The sequence below is a fragment of the Azoarcus sp. DN11 genome (genome assembly GCF_003628555.1).
GTDB lineage: Bacteria > Pseudomonadota > Gammaproteobacteria > Burkholderiales > Rhodocyclaceae > Aromatoleum.
Map to the genome: position 1 here is coordinate 1,382,257 of NZ_CP021731.1, position 18,679 is coordinate 1,400,935.

Below are 18,679 nucleotides of genomic sequence, written 5' to 3' on the forward strand. Positions count from 1 at the left end.
GAAGTTCGCGGGAGCGGAATCCGGAATGATGCATATTATGCGAGCCGCGGGCACGCATTGCTGCATTGCGCTACGCTGCGTGACGTCCCGCCGGGGCCCCGCGACGCCCGGCTCCGCCCAACCGAGAGGATATCCCGCCATGCCCTGCGCCCTGGTCCGCCGCGGCCTCCTGCTCCTGGCGCTGCTGCCTGCCGTGCAGGCCGGCGCCACCGAAGCGCCGCCCGCGGTGGTGGCCGACGACGTGCGCGTCGTGCGGACGGCCCGCGGTTTCACCATCGACATGGCGGCCCATGCGCCGGTCGGCGCGGAACTGGCGTGGGAGGTCCTGACCGACTTCGATCACATGGCGAGCTTCGTCCCCAACCTGAAAACGAGCCAGGTGACGGAGCGAAGCAGCGACCTGCTCCGTGTGCGCCAGACGGGCACGGCGCGCTACGGCGTGTTCTGGACGGATTTCGAGTCGGAGCGCGAGATCCGGCTGCGCTTTCCGCGCGAGATCCGGTCGCTGGGGATCCGGGGCAACGTCGGGCACATGGAAAGCCTGATGCGCCTCGAGCCGGAACCGGGCGGGACGCTGCTCCGCTATCACGCGCAGATCCAGCCCGATTTCTGGCTGCCCCCGCTGCTCGGCCCGGCTTTCGTGCAGCATGAAACGGCCGAGCAGTTCTCCGCGATGATCCGCGAAATGGTGCGAAGGCGCTGAGCGCGGGCGCATGAAATCTGATTTTTTTTTAATGTTGCGGGTGAGGGCGGCTTAATCCCGGCGGGCACAGACTCCTCCTCACGACGAAACCGTCGTCAATCAATGCACAGGAGAGTCACCATGCAATCGAAGTACATCAAGGCCCTTATCGCTGCCACCGCTGCCGCTTTCGCCCTGTCCGCCTCGGCTGCTGCCCCGGCTGCTGCCGCCCCGGCCGACGCCGCTCCCGCCGCTGCCGCTGCTGCGGACCAGGCCCCGAGCGCCAAGGCCCCCGCCAAGAAGGCCGCGAAGCACGCCAAGAAGGCTTCCCACAAGAAGGCGGCCGACAAGAAGGCGGCTCCTGCTGCGGCTCCGGCTCCGGCGGCCAACTAAGCGTTTCCAAGATGACCGGGTCGGACCCGTGGGGGTGTCCGACCGGTTGCATCCGGCCGCACTCGCATGGGTCCGCTCCGTTTCCCGATGCGCTTGCGGCTTCGTAAGGCCGCGATCGAGCGCCTGCTGCTGCTGCTGTGCCTGGCGACCCTGCCCGCGATCGGGCTGGTGTGGGCATCCGAGCTTCCGCAGGCAGCGACGCTGGTTGCGGGCGGGGCAAACCCGCCGCGGGCCGTGCGCGTGTTCCGCGTCTACGGCTGGCATTCCCTCGATGCCGGTACCGGGCTTATCTGGCTCGGCGTCGACGAACCCTACGTGATCCGTGTGAGCGCGAACTGCGGCGCCGCCGGCGATGAAGTCCCCTCCGTGCTCGTGCTGCGCGACAACCACCTCGTTCCCGGCCGCGACCGCCTCGTGTTTCCGGCGGGCGAGTGCGTGATCGATAGCCTGTTGCGTGCCGACCGGAATAAACTGCGCGCGAGTGAGATAACCCCGGACGGCAATGTCGTCGTCCGCCTGATCCACGATGCCGGACCGCGCAGGAAGAAATGAAGATACTCCTCGTCGAAGACGATCCCCAGCAAGCAGCCTACATCCGCAAGGGCATCCAGGAAGCGGGACACGTCGTCGACGTGGCGGCAGACGGCCGCGACGGGCTGTTCCTGGCCACCACCGAAAGCTATGACGTGCTGGTCCTCGACCGCATGCTGCCACGCGTCGACGGTCTGACGGTATTGCGCACGCTGCGCGCGTCGAACGTCGCGACGCCGGTCGTGATCCTCAGCGCGCTGGGCGAAGTCGACGACCGCGTTGCGGGGTTGCGCGCCGGCGGCGACGATTACCTCGTCAAGCCCTTCTCCCTGATCGAACTCGTCGCGCGCCTCGAAGCGCTGGCGCGACGCGGTGTGGCGGCCTCGGGGGATGCGGCGCCGCGCACGCGCCTGGCCGTGGCAGACCTCGAGATGGACCTGCTGCGGCGCAGTGTCGCGCGCGCCGGCCGGAAGCTCGATCTCAAGCCGAAGGAGTTCCAGCTGCTCGAGTTCCTGCTGCGGCACTCCGACCAGGTCGTCACGCGCGCGATGCTGCTCGAGGCGGTGTGGAACTACCATTTCGATCCGCAGACCAATGTCATCGACGTGCATATCTCCAACCTGCGTGCGAAGATCGACCTGCCGGGCCTGCCGCCGCTGATCCACACCGTGCGCGGCGCCGGCTACCGGTTGAGCGCGGATGTCGTGTGATGCGCCGCAGCGCGGGCTGCGCGCTTGGTTCGCCAGCCCCTTCCACCGCTTTGCCGTCGCGCTGCCCGCAGCGATCGCGCTGATCGTCGGCGCGCTCTTTTACCCGCTTTTCCTGGAGGCGGAGGGCAACATCAGCGACGAGGTGCGCGCGGCGATCACGCTGGAGATCACCGGTCTCGACGAGCATTTCCACGAGCGCGGCCTCAAGGGGCTGCGCGAAGTCCTGCAGCGCCGGGTCGATGATGCGGCCGACAGCGACGCGGTGTATCTGCTCACCGACCGTGACGGGCGTCCCACGGTCGGCAACCTGAGTGAATGGCCGGCCGGGGTCCCCGTCTCCGACGAGGCATGGTTCAGCGTCCGGGAGGCCGACGGCAGTACGCTGGAAGGCCAGGTGTTCATGCTCTTCGGCGGCGACCGCCTGCTCGTCGGCCGTCATTCCCCGCTCCAATCTTTCCAGCGGCACATGTCGATGCGCCTGTGGGGGTCGGCGGTGCTGATCATCGTCGTTGCCGCGGCGATCGGCTGGTTCTTCATGCAGCACCTGCACCGCCGGCTCGAGACGTTGGCGCGCGAAGCGGCCCGCATCCAGGAAGGCCACCTCGCGCAGCGCCTGAGCCTGAGTGCGCGCGGCGACGAACTCGATGCGCTGGCGCGCCGCTTCAACCGCGCCTTCGACGAAATCGAGCGCCTCGTCGACGCGTCGCGGCACGTGTCCAGCGCGATCGCCCACGACATGCGCAGGCCCCTGATCTCGCTGCGGCGAGCCATCGACGAGGCCCGCGAGGCGGCCGTCGCGGATGCGGTGCTGCGCGAACGGCTGGAAGGGCTGGGCGCGCAGACCGATGCCTTGCTGCGCACCTTCGCGGCGCTGCTGAGCCTGGCACGGATCGAGGCGGGCGCGCTCGGGCCCAAGTGGCAGGCGGTGGACCTCGCCGCGCTGGCCGCCGATGCGATCGAACTGTACGAGCCGCTCGCGGCCGCGGAGGGGCGCGAACTCGTCGGCACGCTGGCGCCCGCGACCGTGCGCGGCGATCCGGATCTCCTGTTCCAGGTGCTGCAAAATCTCATCGAGAACGCGCTGAAGTACGGCGCGGGCAGGATGGAACTGAGCGTGGCGGTGCAGGAGGAGAGCGTCGTCGCGTGCGTGCGCGATCACGGTCCCGGGGCACCCGAGGCGGCGCTGCCGAAGCTGTTCGAGCGCTTCTTCCGCCTCGACGAGAGCCGCAGCGCGCCCGACGGCGCGGGGGTCGGCCTCGCGCTCGTCAAGGGCATTGTCGAGGCGCACGGCGGGCGCGTCGCGGCGCGCGATGCGCAGCCCGGCCTGGCGGTGGAACTGGTGCTGCCGGCGTCGCGCGGCGGCGGGGTTGACGCCGACCTTGTCTGATTCCGCCCGCGGCTGCACGGCTGCGTGTAAGCTGAATGCATGATGAGCGGGCGGGGAGCATCGAGGTATGGCGGGCGGGGATGGCGGGGCGAGTAGCGTTCGTGCCGGTTGCGGGCGTCCCGGCGGTAGTGGCGGAGCGCAGCGGTGAGCGGGGCCGCGGCGGCGCTCAAGGCCCGCGAGCTGGCGAAAATGAAGCGCATCGCGCTGGCGCTACTCGCGACCGTGACGCTGCTGTTCGTGCTGGCGCGGCTGCAGCACGGTGCCGGGCCGTGGGCCTGGGTCGCGGCCTTCGCCGAGGCGGCGATGATCGGCGCGCTCGCCGACTGGTTCGCGGTGGTCGCGCTGTTCCGGCATCCCCTCGGCCTGCCGATCCCGCATACCGCGATCATCCCGGCGAACAAGGACCGCATCGCGGGCAACCTCGCGGCGTTCATCCGCGACAAGTTCCTCGCCACCGATACCATCGTCCGCAAGATGCGCGCCTTCGACCCCGCCGGCCGCATGGCGGTGTGGCTGCAACAGCCGGACAATGCGCGGCTCCTCGCCGACAAGCTCGCGTCGGCGCTGGCGGGCTGGCTGGATTTCATCGACGACGCGCGCGTGCGCCGGTTTCTGGCGGCGGCGATCCGCGGCCGGCTGCGGCAGGTCGACCTTTCCGCGATGTCGGGGAAGATCCTCGACGCGCTGACCGCCGATGCCCGCCATCAGGAGGTGCTGGATGCGGCACTCGCGCGCCTGGCGCGCTGGCTCGACGATCCCGACGTGCAGTCGGCGTTCGCGGGGATGATCGTGGAGGTCGCCGGCAAGGAGTATCCGAAGGTGCTGCGGGCGGTCGGCCTCGTCACCGACACGGACGAATTCTCGCGCCGCATCGCCGCGAGCATCGTGCGCGGCATCAACGGCTGGCTGCACGACATCGGCGACGATCCGCAGCATCCGCGCCGAGAGGCGTTCGACGAGTCGGTGGCGGAGTTCATCGGGCGCCTGAAGACGGATGAAACCCTAACGGTGCGCATCGAGGCGGCCAAGCGCGACCTGCTCGCCCATCCGGCGACGGCCGAATACCTGAACGGCCTGTGGGACGACTTGAAGGCGTGGCTGCGCAGCGACCTGCAGCGGCCGGATTCGCACCTCGCGACCCGGCTCCGCGGCGCGGCGGCGGCGTTCGGCAAGGCGCTCACGGAGAACCGCGCTTTGCGCGATTCGCTCGACGATCACCTCGAATCCGCGGTCACCGCGCTGGCGGACGACTTCCGCGACGGGCTGGCGGACCACATCGCATCGACGGTCAGGGGCTGGAAGGACGCGGATCTCGTGCGCGAACTCGAACTGAGCGTCGGCCGCGACCTGCAGTTCATCCGCCTGAACGGCACGCTCGTGGGCGGGGCGATCGGCCTGCTGCTGCACGCGGCGACCTTGCTGGTGCCCGGCGTGGGATAGGGTGCCGTGGTCATGGGGGCGGTTCCGCGCCCGCTCTTCACTTCTCCGCGAAGCAATACAGCAGCCCGTCGCCGCCGGTGCTCTGCAACGCCGCCTGGCTGCAGCCGCCGTGCGTCGTGTGCGCGGAGTTCCAGGACGTGGCCCAGGGGTGCGTCACCGGGCCGGACCGGTCGTGGTGGCCCAGCATCGCCGCGCCCTCGTCGCCGCCCTTCGTCCAGTTCCCGCAGGTCATGTCGCTGAACGGCGGGCTGGGCGGGAAGGCCGTTCCGTCCGGCCGCGAGCCGGTGAGGATGTCGTGGCGATTGGGCTTGTCGGTGCGGCCGTTGACGATCTGCCCTTTCTCGTCCAGCAGGGTTTCCTTGGTCAGGTTCGCCTGTGGCGAATGCAGGTCTTCCACGTCGCGCGCGATCCGCACGCCCTTGGCATTGAACCAGGGGCCGCTGCCGATACGGTCGCGCGCATGGACCGCATTCGCGTCGGCGAGCGCCGCCGCCTGCGTGCTGAGGTAGGCCCGCCAGGTGCGCTTTCCCGCGCCGACCGCGGCGGCAAGCGATTGGCAGTGCCGGTCGGCGCCTTCCAGCCCGCCAAGGTTCGCCCCGTTGCCCACCCCGACGCTGGTGACGAAGAAGGACATCTCGTCCGCCGCCGCCGGCGGCGAGATCCCGGACAACAACCAGGAGCCCGCCAGAATGCCCACCGTCTTCGCTGCGTTGTGCATGAAGTTCTCCTTCCTTGGGGTTGGTGGACTGGGTTAGATGAAATCGGTCCCCTTCGGTTCGTGCGGCATCGGTATGAGCACGGCCCTCAGCGTCCGGGGCAAAGTGCGATACGCTTCCGTTCTACGTCCGAATTCGAAGAATCCGACCCATGACAGTCTCCAGCAAGTGGAGCAGGCTCCCAGGGCTGCTCCGTGAAGAACTGCGTCAGCTCGTCACGATCAAGCCGAGCGACCGCCCCTGGCAGATGCCTTTCGGCGCTGCGCTGGCTTCCGGCCTGCCGCTGATGGTCGGCGCGTATTTCGACCACATGGACTACGGCCTGATCTCCTCGCTCGGCGGGCTGGTTTTCCTGTATCTCCCAGAGACTCCCCTGCATCACCGCATGGTGGCGCTGATGGCATGCGCGTTCGCAATGACCGCCAGTTATGCGTTGGGCGTGATGAGCCACCTCGTGCCGCCGCTCATGATGCTGGTGCTGACCTTCACCGCGATCCTCGTCACGATGGTGTGCCGCTTCTACCGCGTCGGCCCGCCCGGCAGCCTCTTCTTCATCATGGCGGCATCGATCGGCGCCTATTCGCCCGGCGACGTCCTGGCCGTGCCGCTCAAGGTGGGGCTGATCGCGATGGGCTGCCTGCTGGCGAGCCTGATCGCGTTCTTCTACAGCGTCTATATCCTGCGCCAACGCGACCCCAAGCCGGCGCTGCCGCTGCCCCCGCCGACCTTCGACTTCGTGGTGTTCGATTCGGTCGTGATCGGCCTGTGCGTGGGCGCATCCCTCGCGCTCGCGCAACTGCTGCAGCTCGAGCGCGCTTACTGGGTGCCCGTGAGCTGTCTCGCGGTGATGCAGGGCATGAACCTGCGCGCGGTGTGGAACAAGCAGTTGCACCGCCTGCTCGGCACCGCGATCGGCATGCTCGTGTCGTGGGGGCTGCTGAGCCTGCCGCTGGGCAACTGGTCCATCTCCGTCGTCATGATCGCGCTGACCTTCGTCGTCGAGACCGCCGTAGTGCGCCACTACGGCTTCGCGGCGATCTTCATCACCCCGCTGACGATCCTCCTCGCGGAGGCGGCCACCCTCGGGCATGGCTCGGCCACCGAACTGATCCAGGCACGTTTCCTCGATACCCTGCTCGGCTGCCTTGTGGGCTTCGCGGGCGGCATCTGCCTGCACAGTCCGCGCTTCCGCACCGCCGTCGGCACGCAGATGCGGCGGTTGGTTCCGGCACGCCTCTTCGGCTAGGAGTCTGCGCGGCAGAACTCCAGAGAGTGGGGTTTTAGCAGAAGGATCGGCGAAGCGAGAGGTGCGGGAAGAGACTGCGGCCGTGGTTGAATTGCTTCGCGACGGTGCTGCGCCCGTGCCGGACGGGAACGGGGACAGATTTGCGCCCCTTTTTCCCGTTATGCCGTCCTCAGTGTGCTCATCCTGCGCAGGTTCAGGGCCATACAGACGAGCTTCCACTCCGCTTTGACGCGCTCCAGGCCCCGCAGGCTGAACTGCCGGAATCCCAATACGTTCTTGATCCAGCCGTTGGGCGGTTCGGCGATCCATTTCCGTTTTCGGTAAGCCGTCTTGCCCGCCTCGCTATCGAGCTTGTCGGCCATCTGCGCGGTGTGCGGACTGCGTTCACGGTCGAAACCGAGTCGGCGCTTGCCTTCCCGGCCCAGCGCCACCACCAGTTCGGTCCCGCAGCCGTCGAGCTCCCGGAACGTCTGCTCCGAGCGGTAGCCGGTGTCGGCCAGCGCCTGGCGCGGGCGCTGCGCGAGGGTGTCGCGCACGACCTGCAACATCCCCGGCAGTAGCCCGGCGTCGCTGGCGTTGTTGGTCAGTTCGGCCGCCACGATGATGTGGGCGGTCTCGTCGACCGCCGTCTGGGCGTTGTAGCCCGGATCGAACCCGCCGCCGGCGCGCTTCATGATGCGGCTGTCTGGATCCGTGAAGTTCTCCTGTGCCTTGTCCTCGGGCACCCCGAAGTCGCGCTTGTAGCGCCCACCCTTCGGTTTGCCGTCACCGCCGCGCGGACGGCGGTCGTCATCGTCGCTGCGCCCGCGCGCCTGATCGGCCTCGCGCTGGCGCTGCTCGAGCCGCGCCCGGGCTTCGGCAATCGCCGTCAGCCGCGCCTCGCGCCGCGCGATCTCGGCCGGCACATCCAGCTCGGGCTCGTTCCTCTCGGCGTCGTCGGCGGCCTTGGCCCGATTGAGCAGCGCCTCGATCTGCCGTTTCAATTCGGCCTCCGCCTTCACCATGTGGCCGTAACTCATCGCCTTGTGGCGGCTGGCGTTCGCCTTGACCTTGGTGCCGTCGATGGCCACCGTCCCGAGCTTCACCAGCCCCATCTCGCGAGCCAGTCGCACCACCTGCACGAACAACTCGCTCAGCTCCTTCAAGTGGACAGCGCGAAAGTCGCTGAGCGTGCGGTGGGCCGGGAAGTTGCCTGCCGCCAGCACCCGGAACGCCACATCCTCGTGCAGCTTGCGCGCGATCTTGCGCGAGCTGAACACGCCCGTGGCGTACGCATACAGCAGCACCTTGACCATCATGGCCGGATGAAACGGCTGGTTGCGCGGTCCGCCCCCGGCATACCGGGTGTGGAACGCGCTCAGGTCCAATCCGTCGACCGCGTCGCTAATGAAGTACGCCAGGTGGCCTTCGCGTAGCCACTCCTGCAGCGCCTGGGGCAGCAGCATCTGCTGCTGCGGGCAATAGGGCAGATAGCTCGTCATCTCGACAGTCTACCGGCCCCGACACGCCAGGGAGGGCTTACCTCACCGACGCTTGGCTTCTGCCGCGCAGACTCCTAGGCGATTCTGGTTGGAGGGTGGGAATAAATCCCCGCGGGCTGGGAATAATTCCCAGGGGGCGGGTGTCTACAACATGGCGACACCGCGCAGACCGGATGGTCCCGGTGCCGCTTCGGGAACCCCATCCCGATCAGCGCGACGCGGCCGATGGAGAGGCCGCGTTGATCAATGCAGGTCTCACAATCATGGAGGACCCCCAACATGAGGAAGACTTTGACCGCGCTTGCCTTGGCGCTCGGGTTCGCTTCTGCGGTCCACGCGCAGGATCCGATGCAGTTCCAGGCCCATCTCGTCGGTGGCGACCTTTTCGGCAACGTGATCGCGACGCCGGCGACCGGCGAGGCGAAATTTGAAGTGATCCAGCACGCCACCGGTCAGGCCGTTAAATTCAAGCTGGAGGTGGAAGGCCTCAGGAACCTGTTTATGGCCCACATCCACGTCGCGCCCGTCGGGCCGGTCGCCAACAACCAGCCGGTCGGACCAATCGCGTTCTGGTTCGTGCCGACAGTTCCGGGCGTGCCGGACAGCAATATCGCGGCGGTGCTCGATGACCGCCTGAGCGACGGTTTCGTCATGACCAATGCCCAGATGGTCGGCCCGCTTGCCTTCGATCCGGCCAATCGGATGACTACCGGGATCGCCGGCCTGATCAAGGCGATCCATGAGGGACGGGCAACCATCGTGGTGCATACCAGCGATCTCGACAACACCAACAACAAGACACCGGGCGTCGCGGGTGACTCGCCAGCAGGCGAACTGCGCGGGCTGATCCAGTAATCGGCCGCATCCTTGCGCCGGCAGTTAGCGGCCCGGCCTCGTCCCGGGACGCGGCGGCCGGCGCGCCCCACCGCGCGACGATGCAGGCTTTCCACCTGCTCCGCACTCCCTCCCGCATCGCATTCCCTGGCCGTTGAAAATCATTGCATCCCCGCGCAGGCCGGGGACGCCTCATCACGACCTCGAAATATTCCCGGCGTAGTGTTTGCGCGAGCCAGGCCGATTTCCGTGCCTGATCCGTTCGCCACGAGGAGCTGCTGCCATGCCGAGAATACTTCGCCGTACGCATCTGGTTTCCGCCGTCACCGCCTGTTTCGCTGCACTGAGCCTTCAGCCGGCGCTCGCCGTCGAGCCCGTCGTCAAGGGGCCGGAGTCGGTCGAAGACTGGTACAACGCCGGACAGGACTTCGTCCGCGACAGCGAGCGCGTCGTTGCGAACCATCGCACGGCGAAGAACGTGATCCTGTTCGTCGGCGACGGGCTGGGCATCTCGACCATTACGGCGGCCCGTATCCTCGATGGGCAGATGCACGGCAAGCCCGGCGAGGAAAATCGCCTGTTCTTCGAAACGCTGCCCAATGTGGCGCTCTCGAAAACCTATTCCTGGGACCAGCAGACGTCCGACTCCGCCCCGACGATGACGGCCATGGTGACCGGCTACAAGGCGCGCGAAGGGATGCTGTCGGTCAATCACACGACGGCGCGCGGCGAATGCGATCCCGATGCGATCGCGGCCCGATCGCTGCCGACGATCCTCGAACAGGCCGCCGCCGCAGGCAAGGACACCGGCGTGGTGACCACGGCCCGCGTGACGCACGCGACCCCGGCGGCGACCTACGCCCACACGGCCGTACGCGACTGGGAAGCGGATTCGAACCTGCCGGCCGGCTGCGGCGTGAAGGACATTGCCCGCCAGCTGATCGAAGCCGGGCCCGCGGTCAGGAAAAGCCTCAAGGTGGTGCTGGGCGGCGGACGCGATTACTTCCGGAAAGTCGACCAGGCCGACCCGGAATACCCGACGAAAAAAGGTCTGCGCAAGGATGGCCGCGACCTGACCGAGGAGTGGGTGGGGACGCGCGGCAAGGGCGCCCGGTACGTGTGGAACAAGGCGGGCTTCGATGCCGCCGACCCCGACTCGACGCCGTACCTGCTGGGCCTCTTCGAGCGCTCGCACGTGCAGTATGAGGCCGACCGTGCCAACGACCCGGCCGGTGAGCCGTCCCTGACCGAGATGACCGAGAAGGCCATCCGGATGCTCGACAAGAACCAGAAGGGCTTCTTCCTGCACGTCGAGGCCGGCCGCATCGACCATGCGCACCACGCGGGCAACGCCAAGCGGGCGCTGCTCGACACCATCGAACTCGCAAACGCGGTGAAGAAAGCGTACGAGATGACCGATCCGCACGAGACGCTGATCGTCGTCACCGCTGACCACAGCCACGTCTTCACGATCGCCGGCTATCCGCACCGCGGCAACGACATCCTCGGTCTCACCAGGGAAGTGCCGAACGTGGATGGCAACACCCCGGTGCCGACCAGGGACAAGCTCGGGCTGCCCTACACCACGCTGGGCTACCAGAATGGCCCGGGCTGGCGCGATGCCATCGCGACCGGCCAGAAGCGGCCGAACCTGAACGGCGTCGACACCACCGCGCTGGACTATCTGCAGGAAGCGGCCGTGCCGCTTTCCTCTGAGACCCATGCCGGTGAGGATGTCGCCATCTTTGCCAGCGGCCCGAAAGCCTATCTTGTGCGCGGCGTGATGGAGCAGAACTGGATCTATCACGTGATGAGGGACGCGTTCGGTCTTTGAACCGGACTTGACTCATCGCCGCTGATCAGCCGGAGCGCCTTCGGGCGCTCTGGTCATTGTTGAAGGAACAATCCGTGCAAGCCTCCAAGCTGATAACCCTGACCGCATGCCTGCTCGCGTGCATCCTCGGCAATGGCGCACTGGCGCATGAAGGGCAGGCCGATGAAGCCGCCGCTCCGGTCGTCTCATCCAGTGCCGCACCGGCGCCGCTGGCGGCACGTTTCGACCTGCAGATCGATGGCCAGCGCACCGACTGGTATCTGTGGCGCGACGGCAACGCCATCGAAACGGCGAACGCGGGAAGCGGCCGTGGCGAAATCTGGGAGCGTCAGGGTGAGCAGACGTACGGCTATTCCCGCATCTTTCACCACGAGCGCAAGATCGTCGAGTACGCGCCCGGCGAACTGAAAACGCGCAACGTGGAGCCGGACTGGGAGCAACTCGGCTCGATCATCTCGCCCCGGCAGCTGGCCCTGCTCAAGCGCGTCGAGGGCAAGACCCTGTTCGGTCAAAAGGCCGTCCGCTACCGCGGCCGGTTGAACGGCGAGAAGGTCGATCTGTGGTGGCTCGAGCAGGCACGCCTGCCCGCGCTGCTTCACAGGACGGAGGGCGGCCGGCGTGTCACGCTGCGCCTGAAGGAGCTCGAGGCCGTGTCGCCTGCGACCTGGCCACGTGTCGACGCATCGACCGTCTCAGGCTACGGGCATATCGACGCCGCCGATTTCGGGGACATGGAAACAGATCCCTTCGTTGCCCGCGTGCTCCACGAGGACGGCCATCGGCATGACCATTAGTTAGGGCGATCGGGTGAGGCGGGAACGTTTTTGACAAGTTAGGGTCTTGAATCCTGCATATCGCAACGCTGCCGGCGATCCCTCAGGCGCACTCATTCAGGAGCTCCGATGTCCAAAGTTCTCGTCCTCTACTACTCGACCTACGGTCATATTGAGAGCATGGCTCACGCTGTGGCCGAAGGCGCCCGTTCGACCGGCGCCACTGTCGACCTCAAGCGCGTCCCGGAAACCGTCCCGGAGGAAATCGCCCGGCCGGCTCATTTCAAGCTCGACCAGGCTGCCCCCGTCGCGACCGTTGCCGAACTGGAAAATTACGACGCGATCATCGTCGGATGCCCGACCCGCTTCGGCCGCATGCCCTCGCAGATGGCCAGCTTCCTTGACCAGGCGGGCGGACTGTGGGCGCGCGGCGCACTCAACGGCAAGGTGGGCGGCGCGTTCACATCGACGGCAACCCAGCACGGCGGCCAGGAGGTCACCCTCTTTTCGGTCATCACCAACCTGTTGCACTTCGGCATGGTCGTCGTCGGCTTGCCCTACAGCTACCAGGGCCAGATGACGCTCGACGAGATCGTCGGCGGCAGCCCTTACGGCGCCACGACGATTGCCGGCGGTCAGGGACAGCGCCAGCCCAGCGCGAACGAACTGGATGGCGCCCGGTACCAGGGCAAGTTGGTCGCCCAAACGGCCAACAAACTGTTCGGCTGACGCTTCAACGCATCTTCTCGGCCGGTCGGTTGGCCCCTTGAGGGCGACCGACCTCCGCACATCCCGCACTTCGGACTCGGCCGGCGATACTGTTCCGTATGCCGTTGAAGTCGCGAATCCGATCTGCCTTCAAAAGATTCTGATCTTCCGCGCTCGGCACCGACTTCGTGCCGGTCGCCTAGGTCGTCTGCCACGCGCTGCCCGAGATGGCTGGAATGAGCTCTCCCGTCACCACGACGTCTCGCGCTCGGCGGTCGCCGAAATCTTGTGGATGGAGAGGTCGGCGCCGGCGAATTCTTCCTCGGGATCGAGGCGCAGGCCCAGGGTTGCGCGGATCAGACCATAGACCAGGGTGCCGCCTGCGAGTGCGATCGCGATGCCGCCGAGGGTGCCGACAAGCTGCGCGCCGAAGCTGACGCCGCCGATGCCGCCGAGGGCCTTCGTGCCGAAGATGCCGGCAGCGATGCCGCCCCAGGCACCGCACAGGCCGTGCAGGGGCCACACGCCGAGGACGTCATCGATCTTCCAGCGGTTCTGCGCAATGGTGAAGAGTTGCACGAAGAGCACGCCAGCGATGGCGCCGACGACGAGCGCACCAAGCGGGTGCATCAGGTCGGAGCCGGCGCACACTGCGACGAGGCCGGCGAGGGGGCCGTTGTGCACGAAGCCGGGGTCGTTCCTGCCGGCGGCGAGCGCTGCCAGGGTGCCGCCGATCATGGCCATCAGCGAGTTGAGCGCGACGAGGCCGTTGATCGCGTCGAGACGCTGGGCACTCATGACGTTGAATCCGAACCAGCCCACGGCGAGGATCCACGCGCCCAGCGCGAGGAACGGGATGCTCGATGGCGGGTGTGCCGACATCTGGCCGTTCTTGTGGTAACGGCCGCGCCGGGCGCCGAGCAGCAGCACCGCGGGCAGCGCGATCCAGCCGCCGAAGGCGTGCACGACGACGCTGCCGGCGAAGTCGTGGAACTTGGCGCCGAACGCGCCGTCGAGCCAGTTCTGCAGGCCGAGGTTGCCGTTCCACACGATGCCTTCGAAGAAGGGGTAGAGGATGCCGACGATGAGGAAGGTCGCGACGAGCTGCGGAACGAAGCGCGCGCGCTCGGCGATGCCGCCGGAGATGATCGCGGGAATGGCTGCGGCGAAGGTGAGCAGGAAGAAGAACTTCACCAGTTCGTAGCCCGAGTTGGCGGCGAGTTGTTCGGCGTTGACGAAGAAGCCGTTCCCGTAGGCAAGGGAGTAGCCGATGACGAAATACGCCAGCGTCGACACGGCGAAGTCGCTGAGGATCTTCACGAGCGCGTTGACCTGGTTCTTCTTGCGTACGGTGCCGAGTTCGAGGAAGGCGAAGCCGGCGTGCATGGCGAGCACCATGATGGCGCCGAGCAAGACGAAAAGAACGTCGGTGGATGTTTTGAACTGCTCCATCAATGTGCTCCGGGTGGCGTGATCGGTGCGTTGAAGCAACCCGTGTGCCTGAAAAATAGATACGTAAATTCAACTGCTTGTAAAATCAATGCCGCCGGGTGGTGCGCGGAGCTCCCGGTCATGGTGCATGCCTGGGGATTTGCGCACAGCAATGGTGCGCGGATGGCGGTGTCGCGGTTCGTGGTGGTGCGTCGTCGCGCAACAAAACGGGGCATGAGTGCTGTGCTTGAGTGGTTAACAATTACGGCACGAATTGCCTACAAAAACGTAGAATCGGCCTTTGCGTGGCGCCGGGCGCCAGGATTTGCCAAATGAGTCGAGATCGAAAACTGCTGGGCGCGGCGGGCGTGATGCTGCTTCTGTCCCTGATCTGGGGCTACAACTGGGTGGTGATGAAGAAGGTGATGCGCTATGTCGATCCCTTCGATTTTTCCGCGCTGCGTACCTTCTTCGGTTCGCTCGCGCTGTTTGCGGTGCTCGCGCTGCGCCGCCGATCGCTGCGTCCGGTCGCGCTGGGCGGCACGCTGTGGCTGGGTCTGCTGCAGACGGCGGGGTTCACGGGCCTGGCCCAGTGGGCGCTGGTGAGCGGCGGGGCCGGCAAGACCGCCGTGCTGGTCTACACGATGCCCTTCTGGTTGCTGCCGCTGGCGTACGCCTTCCTCGGCGAGCGGGTGCGCGGCTCGCAATGGGTGGCCGTGGGGCTGGCACTGGTGGGCCTGTTGCTGATCCTCGAGCCCTGGAAGCTGCACGGGGACAAGCAGAGCACGCTGATGGCGTTGCTGGCCGGACTGGTGTGGGCGGCGAGCGCGGTATGGGCGAAGCGTCTGCGTGGCAATGTCGAGATCGACCTGTTGTCGCTCACGGCGTGGCAGATGCTGCTCGGTTCGCTGGCGCTGTGCGTGCTGGCGTGGTGGCTGCCGTCCGAGCCGCCGCAGGTGACGCCCTATTTCGTCGGCGCGCTGGTATATAACGCGTTGTTGGCGACGGGGCTGGCGTGGCTGATGTGGCTCTTCATCCTCGACCGTCTGCCGGCCGGGCTGGCCGGGCTGTCATCGCTGGCGGTGCCGGCGGTGGGCGTGCTGAGCGGCTGGATCGAACTGGGCGAGCGGCCGAGCACGACCGAATCCTGGGGCATGGCATGCATCGCGGTGGCGTTGCTGGCGATCAGCGTGGTTGCGATGCGCGGGCGCAATGGCGCGGCGGCGAAGCGCGCCGCTGCCGAAGCGCGCGGACGGGGATAGCCGGAGAGCGGTACCCCTCGGGGCGCTCAGCCGCCACGCGCGCGTTCGGCCGCTTCGAGAAAGTCCTGCAGGATGGGGCTGCCGTCGAGGAGATCGCCCCCGCCGCCGTGGAATTCCGGGTGCCACTGGCAGCCGAAGAGGTAGCCGTTGCCCTGCCAGCGGATCGCCTCGATGACGTCGTCGCCGCGCGAACGGGCCTCGATGCGCAGGTCGGAGCCGAGGTCGCGCACGGCCTGGTGGTGGATGCTGTTCACGCGGCCGCCCGTGCCCTTGTAGAGCCTGGCGAGGCGACTGCCGTCGACGAAATCGATCGCGTGGTGGTGCTGGTCGTAAAGTTCCGCATCGCGGTGCGGGCCGGCGCCGGGAATGTATTCGGAGATGTCCTGCCACAGCGTGCCGCCGCAGGCGACGTTGATGAGCTGGGCGCCCCGGCACACGCCCAGCACCGGTTTGCCCTGGATCACGAACTCCCACAACAGTTCGATTTCGTACAGGTCGCGGATGCGGTCGCCGGTCCATTCGGGCCGCAAGGGCTCCTGCCGGTAGGTGGTGGGGCTGACGTCCGCGCCGCCCTGCAGCACCAGCCCGTCCAGCGCGCGAACGTAGTCGTGCACGGAAATCTGCGCCCGGCGCAGGCCGAGGTGTTGCGCGATCGTCGGCACCATGAGCACGAGCGCGCCGTGCGACATGATCCAGTGCGCCATCGACTGTTCGAGGTACTGCAGGGATTTGCCTGGAAAGCCGAGCTCCGCCGGCGGCGTGTGCAGCAGGCGGGCCGATAGGCCGATCCGCAGCGGCGCCTTGCTCACATCGCTCCTCCTCCCATCCAGCGCCCGCATTGGTCCATCACGAGTTCGGGCAAGGGCATGCCCGCGCCATGCCGCTCGCGCAGCCAGGCGGTGTCGTTGCGGCGGTCGCGCACCTGGCGCAGCAACTCGCCGAGCGCCTCGTCGCAGCCGAGTTCGATGGCGTGCTGTTCGATGCGCGCGAAACTGGCTTCGACTTCATCCGCGACGGAGCGTTGCTCATGGGTTTCCGGGTTCACGTAGGAGCCGGTGAAGCCAAAGCGGCAGGCCTGGAAGCGGTTGAAGGTGTACACGAGGTAGTCGTCTTCCGAGAGCCGGATGGGGCGCTCGATCATCAGGTAGCGGGCGATGGCCTGGATGTAGGCGGCGATCGCGGCGGCGCGGCTGACGGTGAGCGGCGTGTCCATCACGCGCACCTCGATGGTGCCGTACTCCGGCTTGGGGCGGATGTCCCAGTAGAAATCCTTCATGCTCTCGACGACCCCGGTCTTGCTCATCTTGGCGAAATAGGCCTCGAACTCGGCCCAGCTCTCGACGAAGGGCGCGCGGCCCGATAGCGGGAAGGCGAACACCGAGTTGAGGCGCGCCGACTGGAAGCCGGTGTCCTTGCCCTGCACGTAGGGCGAGGAGGCCGACAGCGCGATCAGGTGTGGGATGTAGCGCGACATGCCGTGGAGCAGGTAGAGCGCGGCGTCGGGGCCGGGACAGCCGATATGCACGTGCTGGCCGAAGACGGTGAATTGCTTGGCGAGGTAGCCGTACAGATCGGAGAGATAGTGGAAACGCGGTTTGTCGAAGATGCGGCGTTCGCTCCAGTCCTGGAAGGCGTGGGTGCCGCCGCCGCAGATGCCGATGTTGAGCCTGCGCGCGGCCGCGGTGAGGGCGGCGCGCAGGGCTTCGAGCTCTTCGGCGACCTGGGCATAGTCGTTGCAGATGCCGGTCGACACTTCGATCATCGAGCAGGTCATCTCGGGCTTGACGTCGCCCGGCACGTCCTTGCGGGCCATCACGCGCAGAAGATCCTCGGCCGAGGCAGCGAGATCGTAGTCGTGCGTGCTGACGAGCTGCAGCTCGAGCTCGACGCCCAGCGACAGGGCGCGCGAGGAGGCAAAGGTTTCCAGGCTCATGAATGTTCTCCGCGGCGGTGTTCGCGGACGCGGATCAGCGCCCGTCGGGTGGCGATCGGGCCCAGCAGCCCGAGGACCACGGCCATTGCGACGACGATCGGCAGCAGGCGGTCGCCGAACTCCGGATACAGCAGGCGAACGTCTTCGGCTTGCAGGAGCGCGAGGATCGACAGGGGCATGAGGCCGACGCCAAGCGCGAGGCTCTTCCGCAGGTCGAGCCCGCTCACCGGGCCGAAGGCCATCGCGCCGCCGAGTTTCGCGAGCGCACGCACGAGGATCGCCAGGAGACCGACGCCGGCGCCGGCGAAGAGTTCGCCCGCGCTGACTGCCGCGCCCGAAAGCATGAAGGTGACGATGACGAGCACGCCGCCGACGGTGCCGACCTGCTGCGGCCACAGGTGCGGGCGCGGGTCGCGCCACTTGATGAACGCGCCCGCGATGATCGGCGCGAGCTGGGTCGGCAGGCGCAGGGCCGAGAGCAGCGCGAGGGCGGCCAGCAGCAGTGCGATCAGGGCCGCAAGCCCCTGTTCCGAGGTGGGGTCGACGATCTTGCGCAGCCCTAGGTAGGCCGCGGCGATGAGCGCGCCGGCGAGCGCGGAGCCGAGCAGCAGGTACAGCGGGTGGAGCAGCGCGAGCTGCCAGCCCGCATGCGTGCCGTGCAGGACGCCGACGAGCAGCTTGAGCAGGATCAGCGACACCGTGACGTTGAGGGCGCACAGCGCGAGCAGGCGATCGGTGGTCGGGCCGGCGGCGCGCAGCTCGTTGGTCACGTGCATGAGGATCACCGGCGACGTGCCGACGGCAATGGCGGCAACGGCCAGGGCGACGCGGGGGCCGGTGCCGACCGCCCACAGCGCGCCGAAGGTCAGCGCGAAGGTCAGCGCCATTTCCCCCGCGCTCGCCGCGACCACCCAGCGGTTCGTGATCAGCCAGCGCAGGTCCAGCCGGAGGCCGAGCTCGAACAGGATCAACGCGATGGTGAAGTCGACGACGAGGCGGTAGCTCGCGAGGTCGTTGGCGTCGAACCAGCCCAGCGCGAGCGGGCCGAGCACGATGCCGGCGAGAACATAGCCGCTCACGCGCGGCAGGCCGATGCGCCGGCCTGCTTCGCCGACGAGGGCCGTCAGCACGAGCGCAAGCGCAACGGGTAACAGGGCGCCAAGCGGCAGCGGCCAGGCGGGCCAGATCAACTGATCCATCAGGGGGAGTCCTCCGATACCGGTGCGGTGTTCTGTCCCCTCCGACAGCGCGGGGGGAGCGATTTATCCGGGTGGGTGGAGACGGACGGAGAAGCTTAATAATATTTTAGAAATATTCA

At 67.4% G+C, this 18,679-nt stretch carries 19 protein-coding genes; 13 read left to right on the plus strand and 6 right to left on the minus strand.

Annotation, left to right across the window (positions count from 1 at the left end; all coding sequences use genetic code 11):
* The first annotated feature begins 139 nt into the window (after nt 1-139).
* The 6 genes from CDA09_RS06295 to CDA09_RS06320 all read left to right on the plus strand — a co-directional run bounded on the left by CDA09_RS06295 (nt 140) and on the right by CDA09_RS06320 (nt 5,143).
* Complete coding sequence (locus tag CDA09_RS06295; RefSeq protein WP_121427845.1) at nt 140-703, plus strand: SRPBCC family protein; 564 nt, start codon at nt 140-142, stop codon at nt 701-703.
* Nucleotides 704-823: 120 nt separating this feature from the next.
* A complete protein-coding gene (locus CDA09_RS06300) occupies nt 824-1,075 on the plus strand; it encodes a hypothetical protein (protein WP_121427846.1) in 252 nt (83 codons plus the stop codon).
* Nucleotides 1,076-1,141: 66 nt separating this feature from the next.
* The gene (locus CDA09_RS06305; protein WP_174718415.1) at nt 1,142-1,627 is read left to right on the plus strand and encodes a DUF6491 family protein; all 486 of its coding nucleotides are present in this window, start codon (nt 1,142-1,144) and stop codon (nt 1,625-1,627) included.
* Nucleotides 1,624-2,316 (plus strand): winged helix-turn-helix domain-containing protein, encoded by a 693-nt coding sequence (locus CDA09_RS06310; RefSeq protein ID WP_121427847.1) that lies wholly within the window; start codon nt 1,624-1,626, stop codon nt 2,314-2,316. Before CDA09_RS06305 ends, CDA09_RS06310 begins: the two co-directional genes overlap by 4 nt.
* Nucleotides 2,306-3,703 carry a HAMP domain-containing sensor histidine kinase gene (locus CDA09_RS06315; protein WP_121427848.1) on the plus strand — a complete coding sequence of 466 codons (1,398 nt, stop codon included), beginning with the start codon at nt 2,306-2,308 and terminating at the stop codon, nt 3,701-3,703. The genes CDA09_RS06310 and CDA09_RS06315 overlap by 11 nt, the downstream gene beginning before the upstream one ends.
* A gap of 144 nt (nt 3,704-3,847) precedes the next feature.
* A complete protein-coding gene (locus CDA09_RS06320) occupies nt 3,848-5,143 on the plus strand; it encodes a DUF445 domain-containing protein (protein WP_121427849.1) in 1,296 nt (431 codons plus the stop codon).
* A 37-nt stretch (nt 5,144-5,180) separates the two neighbouring features.
* Here CDA09_RS06320 and CDA09_RS06325 read toward each other — a convergent pair whose 3' ends face one another.
* The gene (locus tag CDA09_RS06325; RefSeq protein WP_121427850.1) at nt 5,181-5,861 is read right to left on the minus strand and encodes a hypothetical protein; all 681 of its coding nucleotides are present in this window, start codon (nt 5,859-5,861) and stop codon (nt 5,181-5,183) included.
* Nucleotides 5,862-6,010: 149 nt separating this feature from the next.
* Between CDA09_RS06325 and CDA09_RS06330 the strand changes: the two genes are divergently transcribed.
* The gene (locus CDA09_RS06330; RefSeq protein ID WP_121427851.1) at nt 6,011-7,105 is read left to right on the plus strand and encodes an FUSC family protein; all 1,095 of its coding nucleotides are present in this window, start codon (nt 6,011-6,013) and stop codon (nt 7,103-7,105) included.
* Between the two features lie 158 nt (nt 7,106-7,263).
* Here the strand turns inward: CDA09_RS06330 and CDA09_RS06335 are convergent, their stop codons facing one another.
* Entirely contained in the window at nt 7,264-8,586 is a 1,323-nt protein-coding gene (locus tag CDA09_RS06335; protein WP_121426934.1) for an IS1182 family transposase, read from the minus strand.
* A gap of 279 nt (nt 8,587-8,865) precedes the next feature.
* Between CDA09_RS06335 and CDA09_RS06340 the strand changes: the two genes are divergently transcribed.
* The 4 genes from CDA09_RS06340 (at nt 8,866) to wrbA (ending at nt 12,756) form a co-directional block, all read left to right on the plus strand.
* Nucleotides 8,866-9,441 (plus strand): CHRD domain-containing protein, encoded by a 576-nt coding sequence (locus CDA09_RS06340; protein WP_164844374.1) that lies wholly within the window; start codon nt 8,866-8,868, stop codon nt 9,439-9,441.
* Between the two features lie 262 nt (nt 9,442-9,703).
* The gene (locus CDA09_RS06345) at nt 9,704-11,254 is read left to right on the plus strand and encodes an alkaline phosphatase family protein (protein WP_121427853.1); all 1,551 of its coding nucleotides are present in this window, start codon (nt 9,704-9,706) and stop codon (nt 11,252-11,254) included.
* Nucleotides 11,255-11,328: 74 nt separating this feature from the next.
* Complete coding sequence (locus tag CDA09_RS06350) at nt 11,329-12,048, plus strand: hypothetical protein (RefSeq protein WP_121427854.1); 720 nt, start codon at nt 11,329-11,331, stop codon at nt 12,046-12,048.
* 108 nt (nt 12,049-12,156) lie between these two features.
* On the plus strand, nt 12,157-12,756 hold the full coding sequence (wrbA, locus tag CDA09_RS06355) for an NAD(P)H:quinone oxidoreductase (RefSeq protein ID WP_121427855.1): 600 nt from the start codon (nt 12,157-12,159) through the stop codon (nt 12,754-12,756).
* 228 nt (nt 12,757-12,984) lie between these two features.
* Here wrbA and CDA09_RS06360 read toward each other — a convergent pair whose 3' ends face one another.
* Complete coding sequence (locus CDA09_RS06360) at nt 12,985-14,187, minus strand: ammonium transporter (protein ID WP_121427856.1); 1,203 nt, start codon at nt 14,185-14,187, stop codon at nt 12,985-12,987.
* Nucleotides 14,188-14,307: 120 nt separating this feature from the next.
* On the opposite strand from CDA09_RS06360, the gene CDA09_RS23110 reads away from it, so the two are divergent.
* Together CDA09_RS23110 and CDA09_RS06365 are read left to right on the plus strand one after the other, a co-directional pair.
* Nucleotides 14,308-14,502 carry a hypothetical protein gene (locus CDA09_RS23110; RefSeq protein WP_128106533.1) on the plus strand — a complete coding sequence of 65 codons (195 nt, stop codon included), beginning with the start codon at nt 14,308-14,310 and terminating at the stop codon, nt 14,500-14,502.
* Complete coding sequence (locus tag CDA09_RS06365) at nt 14,499-15,428, plus strand: DMT family transporter (RefSeq protein ID WP_121427857.1); 930 nt, start codon at nt 14,499-14,501, stop codon at nt 15,426-15,428. Before CDA09_RS23110 ends, CDA09_RS06365 begins: the two co-directional genes overlap by 4 nt.
* 26 nt (nt 15,429-15,454) lie before the next feature.
* Here CDA09_RS06365 and CDA09_RS06370 read toward each other — a convergent pair whose 3' ends face one another.
* From CDA09_RS06370 to CDA09_RS06380, 3 genes are read right to left on the minus strand one after another with little or no spacing between them, the layout of a single operon-like run.
* Nucleotides 15,455-16,237, minus strand: coding sequence for a gamma-glutamyl-gamma-aminobutyrate hydrolase family protein (locus CDA09_RS06370; protein WP_121427858.1), 783 nt, complete (start codon nt 16,235-16,237; stop codon nt 15,455-15,457).
* Nucleotides 16,234-17,361: a YbdK family carboxylate-amine ligase gene (locus tag CDA09_RS06375; protein WP_121427859.1), complete on the minus strand. Its 1,128-nt coding sequence runs from the start codon at nt 17,359-17,361 to the stop codon at nt 16,234-16,236. Before CDA09_RS06375 ends, CDA09_RS06370 begins: the two co-directional genes overlap by 4 nt.
* On the minus strand, nt 17,358-18,560 hold the full coding sequence (locus CDA09_RS06380; RefSeq protein WP_121427860.1) for a cation:proton antiporter: 1,203 nt from the start codon (nt 18,558-18,560) through the stop codon (nt 17,358-17,360). Before CDA09_RS06380 ends, CDA09_RS06375 begins: the two co-directional genes overlap by 4 nt.
* Between the last annotated feature and the right edge of the window lie 119 nt (nt 18,561-18,679).

Excerpts from the sequence above, each read along its gene's own strand:
- CDA09_RS06295 (WP_121427845.1), top strand. The coding sequence starts at position 140 with ATGCCCTGCGCCCTGGTCCGCCGCGGCCTCCTGCTCCTGGCGCTGCTG.
- CDA09_RS06300 (WP_121427846.1), top strand. The coding sequence starts at position 824 with ATGCAATCGAAGTACATCAAGGCCCTTATCGCTGCCACCGCTGCCGCT.
- CDA09_RS06305 (WP_174718415.1), top strand. The coding sequence starts at position 1,142 with ATGGGTCCGCTCCGTTTCCCGATGCGCTTGCGGCTTCGTAAGGCCGCG.
- CDA09_RS06310 (WP_121427847.1), top strand. The coding sequence starts at position 1,624 with ATGAAGATACTCCTCGTCGAAGACGATCCCCAGCAAGCAGCCTACATC.
- CDA09_RS06315 (WP_121427848.1), top strand. The coding sequence starts at position 2,306 with ATGTCGTGTGATGCGCCGCAGCGCGGGCTGCGCGCTTGGTTCGCCAGC.
- CDA09_RS06325 (WP_121427850.1), bottom strand. The coding sequence starts at position 5,861 with ATGCACAACGCAGCGAAGACGGTGGGCATTCTGGCGGGCTCCTGGTTG.
- CDA09_RS06330 (WP_121427851.1), top strand. The coding sequence starts at position 6,011 with ATGACAGTCTCCAGCAAGTGGAGCAGGCTCCCAGGGCTGCTCCGTGAA.
- CDA09_RS06335 (WP_121426934.1), bottom strand. The coding sequence starts at position 8,586 with ATGACGAGCTATCTGCCCTATTGCCCGCAGCAGCAGATGCTGCTGCCC.
- CDA09_RS06340 (WP_164844374.1), top strand. The coding sequence starts at position 8,866 with ATGAGGAAGACTTTGACCGCGCTTGCCTTGGCGCTCGGGTTCGCTTCT.
- CDA09_RS06345 (WP_121427853.1), top strand. The coding sequence starts at position 9,704 with ATGCCGAGAATACTTCGCCGTACGCATCTGGTTTCCGCCGTCACCGCC.
- wrbA (WP_121427855.1), top strand. The coding sequence starts at position 12,157 with ATGTCCAAAGTTCTCGTCCTCTACTACTCGACCTACGGTCATATTGAG.
- CDA09_RS06360 (WP_121427856.1), bottom strand. The coding sequence starts at position 14,187 with ATGGAGCAGTTCAAAACATCCACCGACGTTCTTTTCGTCTTGCTCGGC.
- CDA09_RS23110 (WP_128106533.1), top strand. The coding sequence starts at position 14,308 with ATGGTGCATGCCTGGGGATTTGCGCACAGCAATGGTGCGCGGATGGCG.
- CDA09_RS06365 (WP_121427857.1), top strand. The coding sequence starts at position 14,499 with ATGAGTCGAGATCGAAAACTGCTGGGCGCGGCGGGCGTGATGCTGCTT.
- CDA09_RS06375 (WP_121427859.1), bottom strand. The coding sequence starts at position 17,361 with ATGAGCCTGGAAACCTTTGCCTCCTCGCGCGCCCTGTCGCTGGGCGTC.
- CDA09_RS06380 (WP_121427860.1), bottom strand. The coding sequence starts at position 18,560 with ATGGATCAGTTGATCTGGCCCGCCTGGCCGCTGCCGCTTGGCGCCCTG.